This is a genomic window from Streptomyces sp. UF-297, from assembly GCF_058245575.1.
This window is the reverse complement of sequence record NZ_JBSIBZ010000021.1, coordinates 77,033-92,178: the sequence shown is the minus strand read 5'-3', so window position 1 is coordinate 92,178 and position 15,146 is coordinate 77,033. Positions and strand designations below refer to the sequence as shown.

Genomic DNA, 15,146 nt, shown 5'->3' with positions numbered 1-15,146 from the left:
CCGCGGGGCACAGTTGCAGCTGCCGGCTCGGCGGCCTCAGCCGGTGCCCTCCTCGCGCAGTACGGTCTCCGGCACCAGCACCGACACCAGCGCGCCGGTGACCGGGTCGACACTCAGCCCGCGGCCGGGGGTGGGGCGCCCGCGCAGCAGGTCGTACGGCACCCGTACGCCCAGCAGATCGCCCTCGGTGGGCGACTGCGGGGACAGCAGGACGCCCTTGCGCACCCGCCTCACCTGGCCCAGCCAGCCCATGCTCATCGAGGTCAGCGTCTCCGGGGTGGCAGCGGCGACCAGTCCGATGCCGCGGTCCCGCCCGGTGGTGGCGATCTCGCGCAGCACCGGGTCGGCGGCGGGCATCTGGGCCAGCAGATCCGCGTCGTCCAGCAGCACCACGACAGGGCCCGGCTCGGCCTCCAGCGCCGCGCGGACGTCGTCGGCCGACGGGTCGGGCTCCTGCAGGACGGTGGCCCGCGGGTGCCGGGTCAGGGCCCGCAGCGGCGACTCGCGCGGGGTGAGCACCACGATGCGGGTGCCGCCCGCCAGCAGCGAGACGGCCAGGGTGGCCAGCGCGGTGGAGCGGCCGCTGCCGGGCGGGCCGCTGACGAGGAAGGACGGCGCGTCGGCCGCGAAGTCCACGCCCACCGCGGCCAGTTCGTCGCCGCCCACGCCCAGCAGGCCCCACAGCGGGCGCCGCTGCTCGGCCGCGACCTTCTCGTAGGCGTCGGTGAAGGAGACCTGCCGGGGCAGGCTCAGCACCCGGGCCGGGCGCCGGGCCGCGGGCACGTCCCGGTCGCGGTGGTCGGCGCGCTCGCCGATCAGCCGCAGCGCCTCGGCCTGGTCGCGGCCGGTGACCGGACCGGCCGGCTTCTCGCCGAGCAGCGCGATCTGCACCTCGGCGGCGCTGCCGCCGCGCCAGCCGCGGCCCTGCGGCACGTGGGAGGGGACCTGCTTGGGCGAGATGCCCGCCAGGCTGTACTCGTTGCGGTCGGTCAGCCGCAGCAGCAGCCGCTCGTCGTTGAGCGAGGCGACCTTGCCGGTCATCAGGGCGCGCTCGGAGGTGGCGATGACATGGATGCCCAGGGGCGCGCCCTCGCGGATCAGCGCGGTCAGCTCGTTCACGGGGCGGCCGCCGTCGTGGTCGCCCAGCAGCGCGGCCAGGGAGTCCCAGCCGTCGATGAACACCACGATGTGCGCGGGGCGTTCGGCGCGGGGCAGCAGGGCCCGCAGCTCGGCGAGGTTGGCCGCGCCGTGTGCGGTCAGCAGCTCCTGGCGCTCGGCCATCATGGCGAGGAGCCGGGCCAGCAGACGGTTCAGCCGCTCCAGGTCGGACCTCGGCACGACCGCGCCGCAGTGCGGCAGCGCGGACACGGCCGCCAGCGCGCCGCCGCCCGCGTCGATGCCGTACAGGTGCACATCGGCGCTGGAGTGGCGGTGGGCCAGCGCGCCGCCGATGGTGCGCAGCGCCTGGGAGCGGCCCGAGCGCGGGGTGCCGAGGATGAACAGGTGCCCGAAGCGGGACAGGTCCAGCTCCAGGGGCTCCTGGCGCTGGGCGCCCGGCAGGTCCGTCAGGCCCCAGGCGACGGGCGCGAGACGGCCGTCCGCCGGGTCGGCGTACTCGGGGAGTTCGGCCAGCCCCACCGCGTGCGGCAGCGCAGGCAGCCAGGGGCTGGGCTGTTGCGGGATGTCCAGTTCGGCCGCGGCCTCCTGGACCGCCTCGACCAGCGCCGTCAGATCGGTGGGCGCGTCCTGGTCCTCCAGCTGCTCCAGGGGGTCGTGCGCGTCCACCGCCTGCTCCGCGTCCGGTTCGGCGGCGGTACGGCCCAGCAGGGACCAGTCCAACTCGCTGGTCCAGATGGGCGTTTGCAGGTCCGGGACGCCGGTGCCCCGGCCTGTCGCCCTCTTGTCCGGCTGCGCGTCCTTGCGTACGGCTCCCACGAAGGCCGTCTGGAAGGGCAGCACCGAACGGTGCCCGATACGGGCCAGTGCGCGGCCCGGCGTCTCGCTGGAGATGGTCACCGCGTCGTTGACCTCCAGGACGTCCTGGCTGTCCATGGCGTCGGTGACGCGCAGCGAGATGCGCAGGTTGGTGTTGGCGCGGATGTCGGCGGTGACCACACCGGCCGGGCGCTGGGTGGCCAGCAGCAGGTGCAGGCCCAGCGACCGGCCGCGCTGGGCGATACCGACCAGGCCCGGTACGAAGTCGGGCACATCGCGGGCCAGGGTCGCGAACTCGTCGATGATCAGCAGCAGTCGGGGCAGCGGCGCCAGCGCGGGATCGCGGCGGCGCATCGCCCGGTACTCGGTGTGGTCCTTGGCGCCCGCGTCCGCCAGGACCCGCTCGCGGCGGGTCAGTTCGGCGCTCAGCGAGGTCAGCGCCCGCTCGACGAGATGGCTGTCCAGGTCGGTGACCATGCCCAGGACGTGCGGCAGTTGCTCGCAGCCCTGGAAGGCGCTGCCGCCCTTGTAGTCGACGAGCACGAACGTCATCTCGTCCGGGCGGTTGACGGCCGCCAGCGAGGCCACCAGCGTCTGGAGGAGCTCGGACTTACCGGCTCCCGTCGTGCCCGCGATCAGCCCGTGCGGCCCGTCCTTGACCAGGTCGAAGGTGACCGGCCCGGTGTAGCCGACGCCCAGCAGCACGCCGGTGGAGGCCGGGCGCTTGGTCCAGCGCGCGGCCAGCTCCGCCGCCCGCGGCGGCTCCAGATCCAGCAGCGAGAGCAGGTCGACCTTGCCGGGCAGCCCGTCGGCGCCGTCGGGGGTGACGTCCCGTACGGGGGCCAGGGCGCGGGCGACGCGCTCGCACCAGCCGGTGTCGACCAGGTCGGGGCGGATGCCGGTGAGGTCGGCGGCGCCGGTGCGGCGCAGCGTCACCTCGCGGGCGCCGACCGCGCAGACGGTCACGCACTCCTCGGGGAGCATCCGCTCCTCCTGGTCCAGGCAGATCAGGAAGACCCGTACGGCCGGGCCCTCCTTGAGGACCTGCACCACGCCGGGGACGTCACGCAGCCGGCGCGCGCCGTCCAGCACCACGACCAGATCCGGCTCGGCCAGCAGCGCGCCGCCCATCGCGGACTCCCGCGAGCGGGACCGGGAGCGGATCGCGGAGACCAGTTCGGAGACGCGGTTGGCCACCGTCTCCGGGTCGTTGCCCAGGGTCACGCTCGGGCCGCCCGCGGGCGGCGCGGCCACCCCGCCCTCGCCGGGGCGGGCGTGCGGCAGCCAGCGCACCCACTCCCAGGCGGGCGCGCCCGCCGCGTCGGTGAGCACGGTGATGCGCACGTCCCGCGGGCTGTGCAGAATCGCTGCCTGCGCGATCGCCCACCGGGCCAGCGCCCGCGTGGCGTCCCGCTCCCCCGCGATGCCGACCACGCCGTCGCCGCACAGGTCCACACCGATCGGCATGTCCGGTATCTGCCAGTTGGCGGTGCGGTGGTTCTCCTCGCGGGCGCTGTCGTCGATGGTCAGCAGCGAGGACTGGCCCACGGTGCCCACCCGCAGCAGCAGGTGGTCGGGGTGGCCGCGGCGGCGCTCCCACAGCCGGGCACCGGGGCCCACGGCCCACAGTCCGGCCGCGGCCGGGTCGGGCCCGGCGGCCACCCGCAGCGCCCGCTCCCGCTCCACCATCCCTTCGACGTCCCTCTCCAAAGAGGCGCGCCGGGTGCGGTAGTTGGCGACCGCTCCCAGGAACTCGCGGTAGCCGCTGCGCCGCGCACTGATGCTGTTCGCGATGGCGAGCACCGGGCTGAAGAACGCGAACATCAAGTAGAAGTAGGAGTGGAGGAAGAACACCATCGCCAGGCCCATGAACATCGGCGCGACGACCACCAGCAGCGGGATGGTGCGCCGGGTCGGCGGCGTGGGCGGCGAGGGCAGCGTGAACCGCTCGGGCACCAGCGGCGGAACGATCCGCGGCGGCCGGTTGAAGTCCAGGTACGCGCCGTCCTCGGAGGCCGTGACGGCGGCGTCCGCCTCGGTGGGCTCGGCGATCCGCAACAACAGCTCGCCGAGCCGCAGTTCACCGCCCAGCGGCCACTGCACCCAGCCGTCCGGGACGGGGGTGCGGGTGTCGGCGCAGGGATCGGGCAGCTCGGGCGGCGGCGCGGGCGGCAGCGGGGGCGCGTCCGCGCGCGGCCGCTCGGGCGGCGGCTGCGGCACCGACAGCGCCACGCCATCAGCACCCTTCCCCTGCTCCAGCAGGACGCCGCCATCCGCACGGACGGTGAGGCGCACCCCTTCCGCGGGCACGCCCCGCCCCTCCAGCCGTACCGAACTCCCCTGCGCCGGGCCGACGGTGTGCGTGCCGGGCTCCAGCGGCCACACCTTGCCCGCGCCCGGACCGCCGACGAGCTGCAGCTCGGCCCGGGGGCCGCGCGGCAGCGGCTCGCCGTCCGCCGACCGGGACGGCGGCGGCAGTTCGTCCCGCTCGGGGCCGTAGCCGCCGTCGGGCCCGTCCGGCACCGGACCGCCGAGGCCGAGGGTGACCCCGTCCCGGATTCCGGCGGCGGACAGCGGCAGGTCGTGCGGCAGCTCGCGCGCACCGAGGAAGAGGGCGGGCACCCCCTCCCCCTCGTGCAGCCGGGCGGCGAGCGCGCTCACGGTCGTACCGGCGGCGGTGTGCACCACCACATCGCGGCGCCGTCCGGGCGCCTGCGCCGAAGCAATACTGACGAAGAGTCTCACGGGTTACGAGGGGTCCGTTCCTTGGAGTCGCCGGTCGCACCCGGCTCGAATGAAGCACCACCGGCCGCCGAAACCCCCACGGGCCCCGTCCGCCCGGGCCCGGCAATGGGCTCGGACAGGTCGGGCTCGGCCTCGGCCCGAGTGGCGGCGGCGGGGGTGGCACGGCTGCCGGTACCGGCACCGGCTCCGCGCCCCTCGGCGAACTCGTCGGGGCCCGGCGCAGAGCGGTCCGGCGCAGCGCGGTGCACACCGTCGGCTTCGCAGCCGTCGGTCCCGGCGAGGCCCGTGGTGGTGCGGCTGGACGCGACGGGGGACGCGCTGCCGCGCTCGGCATCGTCACCCCCGCCGGGGCCCGGTCCGGCGCCGTCGGACGCGGCGCCGCCGGGCTCGGTGAAGTCTGCGGCTGCGGACGCGTCGTGCGGTGTCCGGTGCTGTCGGGTGGGGCCGGTGGCGTTGACGGTGTCACGGGCCGCGGCGGATCGCGCGGAAGCGGTGGTCGCGGCGGGTGACGCCTCCGTGTCCGTACTCGCTTCCGGGGCCGGGGCGCCGGGGTGGGCCGAACCGGGCGGTGGCGTCCCAGGGGGTACGGGGGCGAGGCGGCGCGGGGCCGGGCCGGCTCGGCGTACGGTGCGGGCCACCGCGCGGCTCAGAGCGGGGGACTCGACGTCCACGCGGGGGCCGGGGCCCAGGAGGCGGCCGTCCGGCTCGGCGTGCAGGGTCCAGCAGTTGCCCGGGAAGCGGCCGCCGACCAGGGCGCGGATTCGGCCCGCAGCGCACAGTTCGGCCAGGCGGGCGGCCTGCTGCGGGGTCGGTGCCCAGCAGACCACGACCGGTGCCGCGTCGGCCGCGGCCGCATCGGCGTCGGCGCTTCCCCCAGCGTCGGTTGACCGTTTGCGCAGGTCCGGGGAGGCCGGTACGGAACCGGCGTGGGCCGTGGCGTCCGCAGCGGCATCGGCCGTGGCGTCCGTCAGCTCGGCCAGCAGGTCCTCCAGCGCCGCCCCGGGGAAGCGCGGGTGCACGCCCGAGGCCACCCGTACCGCAGGCCCGTCCGGCATCCGGTCCAGCTGTGCGGCCAGTGACTGGAGCACGCTGCGCGAGACCCGCGCGTCGCCCTCCACGGTCAGGGCCGCGGGGCCGCGGAGCCAGTCCACCAGCACCGTTCCCGGCTCGGCCCGGTCCACGCCGAGCACGAGCAGCAGCCGTGCCCGCCCGCTCGATGCGGTGCTCGCGAGCGCGGCGGCCGGCGCGGACCAGGTCCACTCCCCCGGCTCCGCGGCCGCGTCGGCCCAGGGCCGGGCGGGGCCGCCGGACCCGACCGGGTCGCGGCCCGCCACCACGACCCGGGCGCGGTCCCTGGCGGGGTCCAGGCGGACGGCGGGCGCGTAGCAGCCCGCGCCCGATTCGGCGTCCGCCGCGTCCAGCGCCGCCCGTGCCATGTCGTACGCGGACGGGTCGGCGAAGAAGGCCGCCAGCGTCCGGGCGCTGCGCCGGTGCCGCCGGTAGGCGCGCAGCGGTGCGGTGAACGCCCGGGCGGTCATGCGCAGTTCCCACGCCAGGCGGCGGCAGGCCTTGCGGAAGCCGCCCTGTTTGCGCACCACCCGCGCCAGCAGCCAGATCAGCGCCACGAGGGCGACGAGGAATCCGCTCAGGATCAGCCAGGAGGTGCGGTCCGGCATGCCCAGTGCGAGCGTCGGGAGGGGGCCGGTGGTCCCGGGGGCGGTGCCGAGGGAGCCGTGGTTCACGCGCACTCCCGCGCGCGGTCGGCGGCGTTCCGCAGCTGGCGCATCGCGTGATGCAGCCGGGACTTCACCGTGCCGGCCGGTATGCCCAGCGCATGCGCGGTATCGGGTCCGGAACAGCCGAGCAGGTATGTGTACACCAGAACCTCTCGATGGGGGCGGGACAGTTGGGCGAGCAGCTCGACGACATGGGCCCGCTCCACGACGAGCGCGTGCTCGTCGGTGGGGCCCGCGGTCTCCGGCGGCAGCCCGGTGGGAACCATCGGCCGGGAGCGGTCGCGCCGGCTCCAGTCGATGACGACGTTGTGGGCGACCCTGAACAGCCACGGCAGCCCGGGCTCGCGGCCCGTGCCGCCCCCTTGCTCCCCCAGGCGCACGGGGCCGTCCGTACCGCCCGCGCCGCTCTCCAGCCAGGCGCGCAGCAGCGTCTCCTGGACGACGTCCTCGGCGCGCTGGGGGTCGCCGGGGAGCATGCGGGTCACATAGCGCAACAGGGACTGACGGTGCGTCAGGACAAGGGCGGTGATGCGCTCCTCGGCGGGCGGGCGGGAGCCCGTCGGGACGGCGGGGAAACGCCGGTCCGATGCGGCAGTTGCAGCCGATATAGCAGATATAGCCGGTTTGGCCGATATAGCCGGTTCGGTCATCGCAGCGCTGCCTCAGGGGGATTCAGTGCTCCGGTAACCCAGGAGCCGACCGGACAGTGGTTGGTCGTACCACTGGCCACAGACTAAACAGCAGCCCTGAAGACGGGCAAAACACCGTGATAAATCCTGGCGATTCCGCAACACATCCCGGCATTCCACCCCTTGGCCAACTCGGTATATACGCCCCGAATTACCCCCATCCCCCCTCTCCGGCGGACGGCCGTCGTCCGCCCGCCGGAGAAACCTGCGGACCCAAACCCTCCGGATTACCGGCCGGATCCACCGGCCACCTCTAGATCCAGCCCTCCAGCGACTTCATGAATCCGTCGAAGTCGTCGCGGTGGATGGTGTGCTTGGCCCCCTCGACCGTACGGACCTCGAAGCCGCGCTCCGCCAGCAGCTTCTTGCTCTCCTCGGTGAACAGGAATCCCTCGCCCGCCACTTGCACCAGGGACGGTACGACCGGCCGCTCCGGCACCCGGTCCCGGGCCGTCTCGCCGGAGAGCGCCAGGGCCGTATCGGCGTCCCACACCTGGAGCGTGGCCGCCTCCAGCTCGACGTCGGCCTCCTCCCAGCGCGGGTTGAAGCTCCTGATCATCCCGGCCGAGGCGCGCTTGAACTCGGCGAACACCGCGGGGTCCACGGGCCGGTCCACGGCCCCCAGCCGCCAGGCCGGGTCGGAGTAGACGGCCCGCCGCGGCCGCAGCCGCTCCACCGCGAGCGACAGCGCCATGCCGCCCAGCGAGTGCCCCATCGCCAGCTCCGCCCCCTGCGGAAGGGTGTCGACGAGGTCGTCGGCGAAGATCTCCGCACCGTACGGCCCGCGCCCGCTGGCCCCGTGGCCGCGCAGGTCCACGGCGATGACGCGGTATCCCCGCTCGGCGAGCGCCGGGCCGACCCGCCGCCAGGTGCGGTGGTCCGACATGATCCCGTGGATCAGCACCGCGATCCGGTCGCCGGTCCCCCACTCATGGGTATGAAGCTGCATTGGGCGCCTTTCTGCCACGAACCCGCGTCCACACCGCCCCGGGCCGCGACGCCCCGCGACACAACATCGCACGGCCCCTGCGCACGCACCCGGAAACAGCAGAACTGATAGCCGAAATCCCCGACGATAGCCGACCGCCCGCCACCGCCCCGGAGCCCGCCCGGCCCGCAGTGGCCCGCCGCCCCCGCAGGCCGCCGGGTGCGGCGGTGCCGCCGCGCTCCCCGGGAGCGCTCGGCAAGGGCCGGACAGCCCTCAGCCCAGTTGCCGGTACATCAGGGTGACCACCGTGTCGTAGCGGCGGACCGAGCCGTCCGGGGCCTGTTCGTCCCAGGCGGTGGGGGCCTGGCCGAAGGAGCGGTAGCCGAGGCGTTCGTACAGGGCGCGGGCCCGTGGGTTGGAGAGTTCGACGGTGAGTTCGGCGCGGTCCAGGCCGCGGGCGAGGACGCGGTCCTCGGCGGCGCGGATCAGGACGGTGCCGATGCCGCAGGACCGCAGGGCGGGGTGGACGGCGAGCTGCCACAGGGTGCCCACGCCCTGGGTGGCGAAGTAGTCGACGCCACCCAGGGCGACCGGCATCCCGGAGGGCGGGCAGAGGGCGAGGTAGTCCACCTGGCCGCGGGCCGCGCGGTCCAACTGCCGTGCCACATTGCCCAGATGGAGATCGGTGCCCGACCACGCGCAGGCGGGCAGGTCGGCGTGGGTCATGTCGCGGACGGTGAGGGGGAGGGTGAGCTGCGCGGCGGGTGCGGTCATGGGTGCGTCACGGGGGTGTCGGGGGTGTCAGGGGTATCGGGGGTATCAGGGGTGTTGGGGGTGTCGGGGATGTTGGCGGGCTGTCCGGCGCGGCGGGCGATGTGGGCGGGCGGCAGGATGCCGCCAGGGAGGGACGGGTCCGGCCGAGGGGCGCCCCAGACCATGTGCAGCGGCAGTACGCCCGCCCACAGGCCGAGTTCGCCGTCCGGGCCGTCCCCGTCCTGCGGCGGACCTGATGCCGTCTTGACCGAGGCCTCGTCGAGACCGAGGGCGAGCAGGCAGGTGGCGGCGAGTTCCTTGCGGTTGGGGCGGCGCGCGTAGTCCCACTGGCCGGGTGCGCTGTGCTCGCTCAACACCCGCAGCCCCTCCAGGAGTTCGTCGCCCTCGGTGATCAGGCGGGGGACCCCGTACACCATGGCACTGCGGTAGTTGACGCCGTGCTCGAACAGCGAGCGGGCCAGGACCAGGCCGTCGACATGGGTGACGGTCACACAGACCGTGCCGCCCGGGGAGTGCACCAGGCTGCGCGAGGCGACCGAGCCGTGGACGTAGAGGGTGTCGCCCCGGACGCCGTACACGGTGGGCACGACCATCGGGGCGCCGTCGACCAGTACGCCGAGGTGGCAGACGAAGCCCGCGCACAGCACGGCGTCCAGGTCGGCGCGCGCGGTGCTGCCCTGTTCCCGCAGGCGGCGGTGGCGGGTCCGCTCGGTGACGGCCAGCCGGCCTTCGGCCGGTGAAGCGCTCATGGGCACCTCGTCCGTCATCGCGTCCGCCCTCTCCCCGTTCCCGTACGCCCCGCGGCCCGTACGCCCGGCCTCCTGCGAGGGGCCCCGCGCACCGGACCCCGAACACCCGTCCGCCGCGTATCGCCGGAGCCTACAAGATCGCCTTTCTCAGGCCCAGTCGTCCTCGGGGGTGGCCGCCCGCAGCAGCTCCGCCAGGCCCTTGACCACCGGCTCGCCGTGCGGCTGGCACAGCGTGTCCACGTCGTCGAGGGAGGCGAGGCGGCGGAAGGACGCGATGGCCCCGGCCCGGTCGATGTTGAAGGGGTGCAGGAGGGCGCGGCCTTCGAGGACGGCGATGGTGTCGCCGGGGAACAGCACGCCGCTGCCGGGAAGGTGCAGCGCCGTGGCGCCCGGAGTGTGTCCCGGCGCGTGCACCGCGCGGGCTGCGCCGGGCCAGTCCTCCAGGATGTCGCCGTCGTGGAGTTCGGTGTCCACGCCCACAGGCCTCAGCGGCGGCTCGTCCGGCGCCGTGACGATGCCGATGACCTGCTCGTAGAGGTCCCGGTCCCCCGCGATGACCGGCGGGGCCTCGGGGACGTCGCCGCGGATGACCGGTGCGTCGGCGGCACCCGCCAGAACCCGGGCGCCGGTGGCCGCCACCAGGTCGGCGGCGGACCCCCGGTGGTCGATGTGGCTGTGGGTGATGACTATCTGCCGCAGGTCCTGGGGGCGGGCGCCGAGGCTCGCCAGCGCGTCGAGGATGGCGGGCGCGGAGCCGGGGAGGCTGGTGTCGACCAGGCCGTATCCGCCGGCGGGCAGGCGCACGATGTGCACATGGCTCACCTTGAGAGGGAGGAACCAGATGTCGGAGCCGACGCGGGTGAGCTGCGAGTTCGTCATGCGGCGACGCTAACCGGCCGCCGTGGCCGGGCCCAATGGCATTGCGCCGGGGGCGAATTGAGCGGAGAGCGGACGCGGGGCGGGGAGCGGGCGCGGAAACCGGCATTCCGCGTGCCGCCCCCGCCCTCCCGTCACTCCGAGCCCTGCGCCTGGAACGCGGGCAGAGCGAAGATCCGCTCCTTCGCCCCGTCCTCCATGATCTCCACGAGCGGCAGCACCTCCTCCCACAGGTCCCGCTTCTCCACCTCCAGCACCAGGACGTCCAGGTCCTCGTCCGGCAGCGCCCCCGCAGCGTCGGCCACCACCTTGCGCGACGGCTCGGGCAACTCCCGCACCAGCGGCAGGAATTCGGCCCACAGGCGGGTCGCGACGACGGCCCGTACGACCTCGCCCAGCACCTGCGCGTCCCGCAGCGAGGGCAGTGCGGCGACCGCGCGGCGGTCCTCCTCGCCCAGCAGGGCCACCAGCGGCAGCAGCGCCTCCCACAGGTCCTGCTCGTGCGCGACCCGTACGAGCGCGTCCAGGCGCGCGGGCTCCTGGCGGGCGGCGAGGGCGGCGATCTCGGCGCGCCGCCCGGGCCCGACGAGCGCGGCGACGGCCAGCGCTTCGGGCCACAGCCCGTCGCCCGCCGCCCCGATGACCCCCGCCAGCCGCTCGGCGTCCATCAGCTCCAAGATGGGGTCCAGGCGCTCGGGCTGGTCGATGAAGAAGCCGACGCGCAGCACGACGGAGTCCTCGATCAAACCCAGGATGCGTTCCAGGGCGTGGTCGCGCAGATGGCCGACGAAGCGGCCCATGGTCAGGTGGTCGCCGCGCTCGGCCAGGGCGACGGCGATACGGACCACCAGGCCCTCGTCCAGCCGGTCGACGATGCCCGCGATCCTGCGCGGGTCCAGGTGCCCGCAGGACTCGGCGGTGAAGGAGACGGGGAGCTTCTCGATGATGTCGGCGGCGCGCGCGGGGTCCAGCCGCCCGGCGACGGAGGCGGCGAGCTTGGGGCCCAGCGCCTTCTGCGAGATGGCGGCGGCGACCCCGGCCGGTACGAGCTTGGTGGCGGCGGCGATGCGGTCCAGCATCTCGGGCGCGCCGTCGAAGAGCGCGGCGACGGTATGTACCCGCAGCTCCCGTACGTCGTCGGCGGGCAGGGCATGCAGGAACTCCAGCCGCTCCGGCGCGACACCGAGCAGACGGGCGATCTTGTGGCTCTCGGCGCGGTTGCGAAGGGTGTCCATGGCGATCACCGTTCAGTCGGCTTCGGTCAGCGAAAGAGGATGCGGCGGACGGGCCCGCGGGCGAGGGCGGGCACCAGCTTCAGCGCTTCTTCGGCGGCGTCGGTCAGCCCGGCGGCCCGGCTCTCGTGCTCGGCGATCAGGGCGTCGGCCAGGAAGGCGAGGTCGTCGGGGCCGACCGCGGCGAAGCCGGCGGGCGGGGGCCCGCCCAGCTGCTCGCCCAGTCGCGCGAACGCCTCGCTGCCGGAGTTGCCTGCATTGCCTGTACCCACGAGTCCTCCCAGGGGCGCGGTGACGGCGGCTGTGCAGCAGCGTGGTTCCGGTTTGACTTTTAGTCAATAGCGCGGGCGCGGCCCGATGCCGCGCGGCGGAACCGTACGCCCCTGCCGGCCGTCACATCCGTGACCCCCGCGACATTGGGAGGCATCCGATGCGTGGACCTGATGCATCAACTCGGCGTCACCAGAAGGGAGTCGATGGCATCCGTACGCGACGCGCCCGGCACCTCGCCCTGCTGCTCCCCCTCGCGCTCACCGCGGGCCTGACCCTGGCCGGCTGCGGCCAGGAGGAGAGCGAGCAGACCGTGGTGGGCGGGGCCCCGCCGCCCAGCACCTCCTTCGACCGGCGGGCGCGGGAGATCGTACGGGCCTGGCCCGAGGTCGCCCCGGTCTCCGGGGTACGCGGCGAGATGCTGCCCCTGCAGGGCGCCGACCGCCCCAAGGACCCTTCTAGCGCACGGGAGTTGACGGTGACGGTCGGGCACGGGGCGTGCGACGCGCGCTATGGCGCCCGGGTGTACGAGAGCGGCCGGACCGTGGTCGTCGCGGGCTGGTCCGTGGAGCGCGACCCCAACGGCGCGTGCACCGATCAGCTCCTGCTGGACAAGGTGAAGGTGCCCCTGGAAACGGAGCTCGGCGGGCGCCGGGTGGTGGACGCGGTCAGCGCGAAGCCGCTGCTGGCGAAGTGAGGGCGCGGCCGCGCCCCGCGCATCGCCGCACCCCCACGTCCGACTCCGTCGGCCTCAACGCGTCGTGTACGCACCACCATTGACGTTCAGGACCTGCCCCGTCACGTGCCGCGCCGCCGGGGACGCGAGGAAGGCCACCGCACCCGCGATGTCCTCCGGCACCCCGGCGCGCCGCACCGCGGTGGAGGCCACCAGCTCATCGCGCCGCTCGTCGGCGAGGTGATCCCGGAAGAACTCGGTGTCGGCGATGTAGCCGGGCGAGACGACGTTGGCGGTGATGTCGCGGGGGCCCAGGGCGCCCGCCAGGTCGACGTTCCAGGCCGCCAGTCCGGCCTTGGCGGCGCCGTAGGATCCGGCGCCCTGGTCGGCCGCTACCGACCCGATGTGGACGACCGCGCCGCCCGGCGCGAGCCGGTCCTCCAGGGCCTTGGCGGTGAGCGCCGCGGTGAGCAGGTTCGCATCGAGGTTGGCCCGGAAGTCGCGGGCATAGGCGGCCAGCCCCGTGTCCCCGTCGGCGTCGAAGTCCGTGTTTCCCCCGGCGTTGTTGACCAGTACGTCGACGGCGCCGGGCAGTTCGGCCAGGAGCCGGGTGAGCGCGTCGGGGTCGGTGTGGTCGCAGACCACCGCCGTGGCGCCGAGTTCCTTCGCGGCCCGCTCCAGCGGCTCGCGGCGGCGCCCCGTGACGACGACGGCGTCGCCCTGCCGCACGAAGTGCCGGGCGACCGCCCGGCCGATGCCCGTACCGCCGCCGGTGACCAGGATGTTGCGTGACATGCGCTGAGCACCCACCACTTTCGTTGAGATCTAAATCCAGAGCTATATTTAGACATTAACGTAACACTCGAGGGAGGGCCCCTGGCAAGAGGCGGGAACGAGAACTTCACGGACGACGCCTCCGGCTACCCGGTCCGGGACATCGCCGCGGCCTGGGAGCGCGAGCGCCCCGGCACCCCGGTCTCCTCGATCGGGATCCTCACCCCGATCCGGCGGCCGGCCAAGCCGCTCGGCGACGACCGCCGCCGGTGCTCGCCGGGGCGGGCGTGGACGCCGCCACCCTGGACCTGCTCAGCGTGCTGCGCCGCAGCGGCGCCCCGTACACCCTCAGCACCCGCGAGCTGAGCCGCCGCTCCCTGGTGACCGCCGGCGCCGCCTCCCAGCGCATGGCCCGCGCCGAGCGCGAGGGCCTGGTCACCCGCCGCCCCGGAGAAGGGCGCCCGCACACGGTCCTGGTGGAGCTGACCGCGGCGGGTCACGACCTGGCCGAGGCGACCGTCGGCCAAGTGCCGCACCGCGAGGCGGAGTTGATCTGCTCACTGGACGCCGAGCGGCAGGCCCGGCTCGGCGACGACCGGATCACCCACGCGGGAGAGCCGGGCCGAGGGACCGCCCGCCGCAGGGGTGCACACGGGGGCGGTTAGCATGGGCATGATGAGCGATGAGGCCTCCCACGACTCCTCCGGCGACTGGTCCGACAGCGGGTCCCGGGCAGGGCGGGGCGGCGGGTACCCGCCCCTGAGCACGCTCCGGCACGGCGGGCAGGCGGACGGCGCACACCGTACGGGCGCGTCGAGAGGCTCACGGCACAGTCACGCACGCGGCGCCTCCTGCGCACCCAACTCCCCCTCCCCCAGTCCCAATTGACTCCCGAACGCCGCCCGCCCGGCCTCCGTCACCGCCAGCAGCCGGGTGCCGCCGCAGCGGCGCACCCAGTCCCGCTCCAGCGCGTGGCGGTACAGCGCCGCCCCGACGGCGCCGGCGAGATGGTGGCGGCGCGCCGTCCAGTCCGGGCACAGCCGCACATGCGCGCGGTGCGCCACCGGCGGTACGGCGTACACGACACCCAGGGCGGCGAGCCAGGACGCGCCGTCCCGGGTGAGCGCCACCTCGCACGGGGCATCGCCTTGCGCTAACTCACGGGCCAGCAGGGCCCGTTCGGCCATGGCGTCGGCGATGGCGACGCCGAGGCGGCCCGCGATGTGGTCGTAGCAGACGCGGGCGCGGTGCAGCGCGCGGCGGTGGTTGGCCTCGGCCAGCGAGCGGACGGGGACCGGGCGGTAGGGGGCGAGGGCGGCCAGGTTCTCCAGGGTCTCGGCGGTGTCCGGGCCCGCGAGGCGTACGTAGCGCCGCCGCCCCTGCCGCTCCTCGGCCAGCAGCCCGCCGGCGACCAGGAGGTTGAGGTGCTCGGTGGCGGTGGAGGGCGCGACCGAGGCGTACGCCGCCAGGTCGCCCGCCGTCCAGGCCCCGCCGTCGAGCAGGGCCATGCACATCGCCGCGCGCGTACGGTCCGCCAGCAGCCCCGCGAGGGCGGCCAGGTCGGGCAGCTCCGTACTGCCCGCGCGACCGGCGCCGGACGATTCGTGATCACTGTCCTGTCGGTTCATCCGCAGAGGGTAGTCACGCACCGACTTCGGTGAGCGCCGAACCAACCCGCTCCTATCCTTTCCCCAGTGAACCCCTCGGCGCATAACGGGAGTTGGGGCCCGGTGCGCGGGGTTCGCCGACCGGCCGGGCGCGA

The 15,146-nt window shown here is 74.8% G+C and carries 12 protein-coding genes and 1 pseudogene; 2 read left to right on the top strand and 11 right to left on the bottom strand.

Annotated features, from left to right (window positions below):
• Positions 1 to 36: 36 nt before the first annotated feature.
• The 9 genes from AC4IJH_RS15230 to AC4IJH_RS15190 all read right to left on the bottom strand — a co-directional run bounded on the left by AC4IJH_RS15230 (position 37) and on the right by AC4IJH_RS15190 (position 11,936).
• Positions 37 to 4,680 carry an FtsK/SpoIIIE domain-containing protein gene (locus tag AC4IJH_RS15230; RefSeq protein ID WP_490852207.1) on the bottom strand — a complete coding sequence of 1,548 codons (4,644 nt, stop codon included), beginning with the start codon at positions 4,678 to 4,680 and terminating at the stop codon, positions 37 to 39.
• Positions 4,677 to 6,422 carry a hypothetical protein gene (locus AC4IJH_RS15225; RefSeq protein WP_490852206.1) on the bottom strand — a complete coding sequence of 582 codons (1,746 nt, stop codon included), beginning with the start codon at positions 6,420 to 6,422 and terminating at the stop codon, positions 4,677 to 4,679. Before AC4IJH_RS15225 ends, AC4IJH_RS15230 begins: the two co-directional genes overlap by 4 nt.
• Entirely contained in the window at positions 6,419 to 7,066 is a 648-nt protein-coding gene (locus AC4IJH_RS15220; protein WP_490852205.1) for a sigma-70 family RNA polymerase sigma factor, read from the bottom strand. The genes AC4IJH_RS15225 and AC4IJH_RS15220 overlap by 4 nt, the downstream gene beginning before the upstream one ends.
• 292 nt (positions 7,067 to 7,358) lie before the next feature.
• A complete protein-coding gene (locus AC4IJH_RS15215) occupies positions 7,359 to 8,054 on the bottom strand; it encodes an alpha/beta fold hydrolase (protein WP_490852204.1) in 696 nt (231 codons plus the stop codon).
• Between the two features lie 252 nt (positions 8,055 to 8,306).
• On the bottom strand, positions 8,307 to 8,807 hold the full coding sequence (locus AC4IJH_RS15210; protein WP_490852203.1) for a GNAT family N-acetyltransferase: 501 nt from the start codon (positions 8,805 to 8,807) through the stop codon (positions 8,307 to 8,309).
• Positions 8,804 to 9,556, bottom strand: a complete 753-nt coding sequence (locus AC4IJH_RS15205) for a pyridoxamine 5'-phosphate oxidase family protein (RefSeq protein ID WP_490852202.1) — start codon at positions 9,554 to 9,556, stop codon at positions 8,804 to 8,806. Before AC4IJH_RS15205 ends, AC4IJH_RS15210 begins: the two co-directional genes overlap by 4 nt.
• Positions 9,557 to 9,703: 147 nt before the next feature.
• Positions 9,704 to 10,435, bottom strand: coding sequence for an MBL fold metallo-hydrolase (locus tag AC4IJH_RS15200; protein WP_490852201.1), 732 nt, complete (start codon positions 10,433 to 10,435; stop codon positions 9,704 to 9,706).
• A gap of 131 nt (positions 10,436 to 10,566) precedes the next feature.
• The gene (locus tag AC4IJH_RS15195) at positions 10,567 to 11,667 is read right to left on the bottom strand and encodes a hypothetical protein (RefSeq protein WP_490852200.1); all 1,101 of its coding nucleotides are present in this window, start codon (positions 11,665 to 11,667) and stop codon (positions 10,567 to 10,569) included.
• Between the two features lie 26 nt (positions 11,668 to 11,693).
• Positions 11,694 to 11,936 (bottom strand): hypothetical protein, encoded by a 243-nt coding sequence (locus tag AC4IJH_RS15190; RefSeq protein ID WP_490852199.1) that lies wholly within the window; start codon positions 11,934 to 11,936, stop codon positions 11,694 to 11,696.
• A 158-nt stretch (positions 11,937 to 12,094) separates the two neighbouring features.
• Between AC4IJH_RS15190 and AC4IJH_RS15185 the strand changes: the two genes are divergently transcribed.
• The gene (locus tag AC4IJH_RS15185) at positions 12,095 to 12,631 is read left to right on the top strand and encodes a hypothetical protein (RefSeq protein WP_490852198.1); all 537 of its coding nucleotides are present in this window, start codon (positions 12,095 to 12,097) and stop codon (positions 12,629 to 12,631) included.
• Positions 12,632 to 12,685: 54 nt separating this feature from the next.
• Here the strand turns inward: AC4IJH_RS15185 and AC4IJH_RS15180 are convergent, their stop codons facing one another.
• Entirely contained in the window at positions 12,686 to 13,405 is a 720-nt protein-coding gene (locus tag AC4IJH_RS15180) for an SDR family NAD(P)-dependent oxidoreductase (protein ID WP_490852197.1), read from the bottom strand.
• 81 nt (positions 13,406 to 13,486) lie between these two features.
• Here AC4IJH_RS15180 and AC4IJH_RS15175 point away from each other — a divergent pair.
• Positions 13,487 to 14,049: pseudogene (locus AC4IJH_RS15175) on the top strand (MarR family winged helix-turn-helix transcriptional regulator).
• A gap of 168 nt (positions 14,050 to 14,217) precedes the next feature.
• Here the strand turns inward: AC4IJH_RS15175 and AC4IJH_RS15170 are convergent.
• On the bottom strand, positions 14,218 to 15,012 hold the full coding sequence (locus tag AC4IJH_RS15170; RefSeq protein ID WP_490852196.1) for an ArsR/SmtB family transcription factor: 795 nt from the start codon (positions 15,010 to 15,012) through the stop codon (positions 14,218 to 14,220).
• Between the last annotated feature and the right edge of the window lie 134 nt (positions 15,013 to 15,146).

Coding starts and splice junctions, on each gene's coding strand:
- AC4IJH_RS15220 (WP_490852205.1), bottom strand. CDS start 7,066: ATGACCGAACCGGCTATATCGGCCAAACCGGCTATATCTGCTATATCG.
- AC4IJH_RS15215 (WP_490852204.1), bottom strand. CDS start 8,054: ATGCAGCTTCATACCCATGAGTGGGGGACCGGCGACCGGATCGCGGTG.
- AC4IJH_RS15210 (WP_490852203.1), bottom strand. CDS start 8,807: ATGACCGCACCCGCCGCGCAGCTCACCCTCCCCCTCACCGTCCGCGAC.
- AC4IJH_RS15205 (WP_490852202.1), bottom strand. CDS start 9,556: ATGAGCGCTTCACCGGCCGAAGGCCGGCTGGCCGTCACCGAGCGGACC.
- AC4IJH_RS15200 (WP_490852201.1), bottom strand. CDS start 10,435: ATGACGAACTCGCAGCTCACCCGCGTCGGCTCCGACATCTGGTTCCTC.
- AC4IJH_RS15195 (WP_490852200.1), bottom strand. CDS start 11,667: ATGGACACCCTTCGCAACCGCGCCGAGAGCCACAAGATCGCCCGTCTG.
- AC4IJH_RS15185 (WP_490852198.1), top strand. CDS start 12,095: ATGCGTGGACCTGATGCATCAACTCGGCGTCACCAGAAGGGAGTCGAT.
- AC4IJH_RS15180 (WP_490852197.1), bottom strand. CDS start 13,405: ATGTCACGCAACATCCTGGTCACCGGCGGCGGTACGGGCATCGGCCGG.
- AC4IJH_RS15170 (WP_490852196.1), bottom strand. CDS start 15,012: ATGAACCGACAGGACAGTGATCACGAATCGTCCGGCGCCGGTCGCGCG.